The organism is Paenibacillus sp. 01L418, from assembly GCF_056400045.1.
The window spans coordinates 1-6,338 of sequence record NZ_JBFTSN010000373.1 but is presented as its reverse complement, the minus strand read 5'-3'; the positions used below and the strand labels follow the sequence as shown (position 1 = coordinate 6,338).

Here is a 6,338-nt window from a genome sequence, read left to right as displayed (position 1 = left end):
CTCATGTACCTCTCAAGGGTGCTAGGGGGCTTGTTCTCGGGGGCGGTTGCTTCCGTTATTGTAGCGTATGTCGCTGATATTACATCGCCTGAGGAAAGAACGAAGGGGATGGGGCTCGTTGGGATGTCCATCGGTCTAGGCTTTACGATCGGACCTGGCGTTGGCGGTTTGTTAAGCGTGATCTCACTGGAAACGCCATTTTATGCAGCATCAGCGTTAGCACTGTTAACGTTCATCTTGGCTGCATCAAAGCTCAAGGAATCACTAACACCTGAGCAGCGGAGCAGCCAATCAGAGAAGCGTGTATCACGCTGGGCTGCATTTACAGGACCGCTTAAATATTTGTATGTGTTAGCCTTTTTTGTAACATTCACTCTCGCTGGAATGGAAGCGACCCTGCAGTTTTTTGGCATGCGGCGTTTTGATGTGACTCCGTTTCAGGTCGGAATCTTATTTTTTGTTTGCGGATTTGTGGGAGCACTCGTTCAAGGCGGAGTTGTGCGGCGGAGAATTAAGACAGGCGAGGAGCCGAAATATATTGCGATCGGACTTGTCATCTCGGCACTTGGGTTTTTTATGCTACTAGGCGCACATTCCCTTTGGTGGGCTACGTTGTCACTTGCTGTATTCGGAATCGGCAATGCCTTAATTAGGCCATGTGTCACCTCGCTCATCACTCAGAAGACGACTGTTGGCAAAGGGGTAGCATCCGGTCTAAGCTCTTCGATGGACAGTTTGGGGCGTATTGCCGGCCCGCTGCTCGGTTCATTTTTCTTCACGATAGAAATGGGACTGCCATACTTGCTCGGCGGCATACTATGTCTAGCTGCACTGCTGCTATTGTTTCGTTTCCGTCAAATGGATAAAACTAGCGCCTCGGAAACAGAAGTTAACGCTGCAAAATAAAATGAAAACAAGCCGGTTCCTCATCTTGCGATGGGCGACCGGCTTGTTTTCTTTTGGAGCTTAAGGGGCAAGCCCTTTTATAATAAAAGTAATAGTCGCCTCTTTCTCTAACTCATCATCCCAGTGAATGCCATCTGTTTTTCCGATGAACGTACGGCTAAGGACATAACCGATTAAGGATGAGGCGATTAATCGAATGACAGTTAATGGGGCCCAATTAACGATTACGCCTTGCTGCTGAAATTGCGTAATACTAATACTGAATTTTTGTACCACTTTTGAGAGGATGAGCTTCTGGAATTGGTCCAGCAGTTCGGGATGAAAAGGAATCTCTTGAACAAAAATTTTCAACACCTGAACATGACGCTCAACAAATGCAATGCGATTTTCTATAATTGCGCGCAGCATAAGATCTAATGTGTCAAAGCGGCTCTCGAGAACCTTATAGAAATCGCGAAGTACAAAAGGAGCGATTAACTTTGCCATAACAGGCGCAACAATCGAGAAAAGCAAATCCTTTTTGGTTTTATAATGACGAAAAATAGTTCCTTCTGCCACACCGGCTCGCTGGGCGATTTCACTTGTAGAAGAGGCGGCAAAGCCCTTCTCAGCAAAGATTTCGGAGGCAGCCTGCACGATTTTCAATTGTTTTTCCGTCATTTTTTCTTCTTCGTTATCTAGTTGCAATAGCTTCTGCAGCCATTGATCCACCGGTTCTGACATGCAAGACACTCCTTCGCGTTAACCCATTCCTTTGATTATACCAGTTGTTCTATTGTCTACATATGTCTATATACGGCGGTGCTTCTTTAGAGCCAGCACATTCAATATTGCAAACAATAAGGAAAATCCCGCCAACACATATACATTTACCTGAAAATCATTCCAGCGCTCGCCGCGTATCATTATTCCCTGCATAGCATCTGCGCCATAGTAAAGAGGCATTAGGTAACTTAGCTTTTGCAGCCAGGGGTTCATGGCATCAAGGTTAAACAACCCTGAGAAGAAGGCTTGCGGCACGATGACAATAGGAATGAACTGTATGATCTGAAATTCACTGCTTGCAAAAGAAGACAACAGTGTTCCGAGTGTTAACGCTGTTAATGATAGTAATAAATTAATGACCAGCATATATAAAATGCTGCCCTCCATGTACATCCCAAGAACTTGAACGGAATACCAGGCGATCAAGCAGGCTTGAATTAGGGTGAAAATACCGAAACCGGCTAAATAACCGACTACGATTTCGCTTCGCCTAATTGGCGTTGCTAATAAGCGCTCCAAAGTACCGCTCGTTCGCTCGCGCAGGAAGGAGACACCTGCAAGTAAGAAAACAAAGAAAAACGAGAAGAAGCCTATTAAAACAGGCCCAAAGGAGTCGAATGGAGCCATGTCAGGACCGCCGTGCAAGTATGATATAGCTGGGGCGGCTTTATCTAAGCCTTGTTGCATCACGCTTTGAATAAGCAATATTACCGCTCGATTGATGGAGGGATCGCTGCCCTCAAGCGTTAGTTTAGGCATGCCRCCGGTTGCTTCCAATATCGCGTCGAGCTTGCCGTCTTGTAAAGCAGCTTGAGCAGCAGCACTTTCATCATAAAGTGTGATTTCAGCATCAAGCTGCTCAAACTTTTCTGTTAAAGCTACAGGCACATTAACCATTCCGATTGCTGGAGAGACAGCTTGCCCATCAAATACTAATTTCATTAAAGTTAAGATGAATAGGGGAGCAAGAAATAACAAGGCAAGCGTTCGTTTATCACGCAAAAATTGATTAATAATTCGAATGGCGAGCGCACGTATTCTCATTGTTCAGCTCCTTTGCTTTGACCAAGCGCAATGAACGCCTCTTCGAGTGTGGCGCAGCCTGCTTGCTGCTTAAGTGCTTCAGGCGTATCGATGGCTGTAAGTTTACCGCTTCGTATGAGCCCTAACCGATCACATTTCTCGGCCTCGTCCATGACATGAGTTGTTATAATAATGGTCACGCCTTGTTTGCTCAGTGCGGATAGCTCTTTCCAAATCGACTGGCGTAAAACAGGATCAATGCCAACGGTTGGTTCATCGAGTACGAGAAGCTCAGGCTCATGCAATAGCGCAATTGCGAGCGAAAGACGGCGTTTCATACCGCCAGAATAATCAACCGTTTGCTTATGAAGATGATCGGTTAGCGCAACAAGCTTGGAGACCGTTTGAATCCGATCTTGCAGTATGGCTCCCTTTAATCCAAACATAGCCCCAAAAAACGCTAAGTTTTGCTTGCCAGTCAATTCACTATACAAAGCGTCTGATTGAGCCATATATCCAAAGGCTTGCAGCATTTTCAATTGCGGCATGGGCTCGCCAAGCATTCGGACCGTTCCGGCATTTGCCCTGTCTATTCCAGTCATGACCTTGATCAACGTTGTTTTCCCCGAGCCCGATGGGCCTAATAAACCAAATAGTTCACCTCGCGGAATAGAAAGTGTAATGCCATCAAGAACGGTACGATCCCCAAATGAACGGTTAATGTCTTGCAGTTCTACGGCGAAGGTTGTTTCAGCTAATATTGCTGGACTGTTAGTCATCATCGATCACACTCCACTTTCTCAAATGAGTAATCACTCCACCCAATTATATACAGAGAATGCCTAAAATAAAAGTGAGTACTTACTCATTTTTATTCCAGGCTGTCCACATCCTCAGTCTCTGGTCGTAGATGAATCAAGACTAAAGCCGAGAACCAATAACCTTCTCTGGACGTTTTTGGTAATCATACTTTCCCTCTATGATTAGAAAAGACAAAAAAAGAAATCCGTAATCGGAGAAGGAGTCGGAAACAAATGAGTAAATTGACGGAATGGTCGTTCCGAAATAAGGCGGCTATTATACTGATCGTCATTATGGCTTTAGTGATGGGGGTAATCAGCTATTTGAGGCTGCCGATGGAGTTTCTGCCTGCTGCAGATAATCCACAGGTCATGGTCACGGCAATAGGGCCGGGGAATGACGCGAAGACGATGGAGCAGATGGTCACAAATCCTTTGGAAGAAGCTGTAACGCTCGTTAAAGGAAAAACGGATATGTTCTCTACATCAGGTGATGGTTATGCTCAAATCAGCTTGAATTTCAATTCGAAGACGAATATGAAGGAAGCGAAGACGGAAGTCGAGCAATTGGTCGCTCAGGTACAGCTTCCGGCAAATGTAATGAAGCCTTTCGTCTTGCAATTGAATACTTCAATGATTCCAATCTCATGGGTGACGTTGACCTTTGATGAAGGATTATCTGAGCAGCAAAAAGACGCAAAGCTGAAAGAAGTAACTGCGGAGCTTAAAAAGACCGAGGGTGCGGGCGAGGTTAGCATTAGCGGCAAATCGTCGCCATCGGTTCATATCGTACCAGATACGGAGAAGCTTGCACAGGCAGGAATTCCGGTACAAGCGTTAATGGGCGTGCTTCAAGGCAGGGGAGCGTCGGTTTCACTCGGGGAACGCACGTTGGATGGCGCAGATGGCAATATTAACGTGTACGATCAAGTATCTGATGTGGAAACACTGCGCAAGCTTCCTGTTGCAGCAGGTGTGAAGCTTGGGGATGTTGCAGCGGTTGAGCTCGCCAAAGACCAAGAAARCATAAGCCGTATGAACGGCAAAGATGCGATTATGTTCACGGTCTCTAAATCTGCTGATGCGAATGCTGTGAATGTAGGCAAAGCAATCAAAGAAACGATTGATCGTTTAAATGCAGATGTGGAAGGTATCGATGCTTCCATCATTTTGAGCACATCTGATTCGGTCGTATCTTCTGTTAATAGTATGCTGCGAGAGGTTTTGCTTGGTGCATTGTTCGCAACCATCGTCATTTTATTGTTCATGCGCAACTTTAAAGCAACGCTCGTGACGATTGTTTCGATTCCGTTGTCGCTTGGCATAACGCTGTATCTTCTCCAGCTCTCTGGTGTATCACTTAACATTATTACACTTGGAGGCGTAGCCGTCGCGGTTGGAAGGCTGGTCGATGATAGTATCGTCGTTATTGAAAATATTTATAGAAGGCTGCAAAAGGAGTCCTTCTCTATTAAGCTAATTACGGATGCAACGAAGGAAGTGGCTTCGGCCATTACCTCGTCAACGCTCGTTACAGTCGCAGTATTTTTGCCAATGGGCCTTCTGCGTGGTTCATTGCAAGCATTTCTTCTGCCATTCGCGCTGACAGTCGCTTACTCATTGCTCGCTTCTCTACTTGTAGCGCTGACAGTTGTACCTCTTTTAAGTGCAATATTGCTTCGCGGCACAAAGGAGAAGGAGCATGCTGGTTCTCCAAAATTCGCTTCCTTCATTCGTTGGAATCTTGCTCATAAATTAGTGCCGTTAATCATTGCGGTATTGCTGTTTGCAGGATCGATCGGCGCTTATATGTTCATGCCAAAAGGAGCGCTTGATTCCTCAAGTGCGGGGAATTTAAATGTAGCACTGCAATATCCGAGCGATACGCCGGCGGATCAAGTACTCGAAGCAGGGAAGAAATTCGAATCCTATCTAACTGCAAATCCAGATATTGAATGGGTCATGATGATGCTTGGCAATAGTGCAGATGCGGCTAAGTATGGCTCGGTGACTTCGCCAACGCTCATTACTTATATGGTAGATTTGAAGGAAGGCGTTGACGCAGAGCTCTTGATGGATAATATCAAGACTCAGAAGGATAATTATAAGGACGCAACCTTGACGGTTGATGCGGCCGATCTAATTATGGGCGGCGGATCATCGCAAATTTACATCGATGTCTCTGGTGAAAACTTGGAGCAGCTCTCTACAACCGCAGACCAGTTGATTGCAGCGATTAAACCTATCGATGGTGTGCTCAAGGTTGAGAGCAATCAAGAGGAGAAAAAGTCGGTTTATTCCTTCCATGTTGATCCTACCCTTGCCAAAGGCCAAGAGGTAGCCATGCAGCTGCAAAGCATGCTTAATCCTTTGCCGATAGGTTCGATCCAGCAAGAAGGCAGTGAAATTCCGGTTATTATGCTGCCTGTTGTAAACCCAGATTCAAAGGCAGAACTAGAGAAATTAACCGTAATGACAGAGTCTGGTCCAACACCGATGTCGAAGGTAGCGGAGTTGGTTCGTACCGAGGAGCCTTCCTTGTACTATCATAAAGAAGGCAAAACGTATATCCGTGTCACAGCGAGCGCCGAACCAAAAGAACTATCGGTCGTCGGCGATGAAATATCAAAAGCAACAAAGGATCTCAAGCTTCCTGATGGCGTCAGCCTTGCAGTAGGCGGAGCGTCGGCTGACCAATCGAGCGACTTTGCAGATTTGGGCTTAACAGCGCTTATTTCCATCGGTATTGTTTATCTGATCATGGTGTTGACGTTCAAGACGCTTCGTGCTCCGCTGGCGATTATGATCTCCTTGCCGCTTGCAGCAATCGGTGCAGTAACAGGC

The 6,338-nt window shown here is 46.0% G+C and carries 5 protein-coding genes; 2 read left to right on the top strand and 3 right to left on the bottom strand.

The features are described 5' to 3' along the window. The coding region (locus tag AC1DSE_RS27985) for an MFS transporter (protein WP_477528543.1) at window positions 1-906 on the top strand (906 nt) is incomplete at its 5' end. Between the two features lie 60 nt (window positions 907-966). Here AC1DSE_RS27985 and AC1DSE_RS27980 read toward each other — a convergent pair. The 3 genes from AC1DSE_RS27980 to AC1DSE_RS27970 form a co-directional block, all read right to left on the bottom strand. Continuing rightward, window positions 967-1,629, bottom strand: a complete 663-nt coding sequence (locus AC1DSE_RS27980) for a TetR/AcrR family transcriptional regulator (RefSeq protein WP_477510124.1) — start codon at window positions 1,627-1,629, stop codon at window positions 967-969. Between the two features lie 66 nt (window positions 1,630-1,695). Further along, window positions 1,696-2,715 carry an ABC transporter permease gene (locus AC1DSE_RS27975; protein ID WP_477510125.1) on the bottom strand — a complete coding sequence of 340 codons (1,020 nt, stop codon included), beginning with the start codon at window positions 2,713-2,715 and terminating at the stop codon, window positions 1,696-1,698. After that, complete coding sequence (locus AC1DSE_RS27970; RefSeq protein WP_477510126.1) at window positions 2,712-3,476, bottom strand: ABC transporter ATP-binding protein; 765 nt, start codon at window positions 3,474-3,476, stop codon at window positions 2,712-2,714. The genes AC1DSE_RS27975 and AC1DSE_RS27970 overlap by 4 nt, the downstream gene beginning before the upstream one ends. 252 nt (window positions 3,477-3,728) lie before the next feature. On the opposite strand from AC1DSE_RS27970, the gene AC1DSE_RS27965 reads away from it, so the two are divergent. Beyond that, on the top strand, window positions 3,729-6,338 hold a 2,610-nt coding region (locus AC1DSE_RS27965; RefSeq protein WP_477528542.1), incomplete at its 3' end, for an efflux RND transporter permease subunit.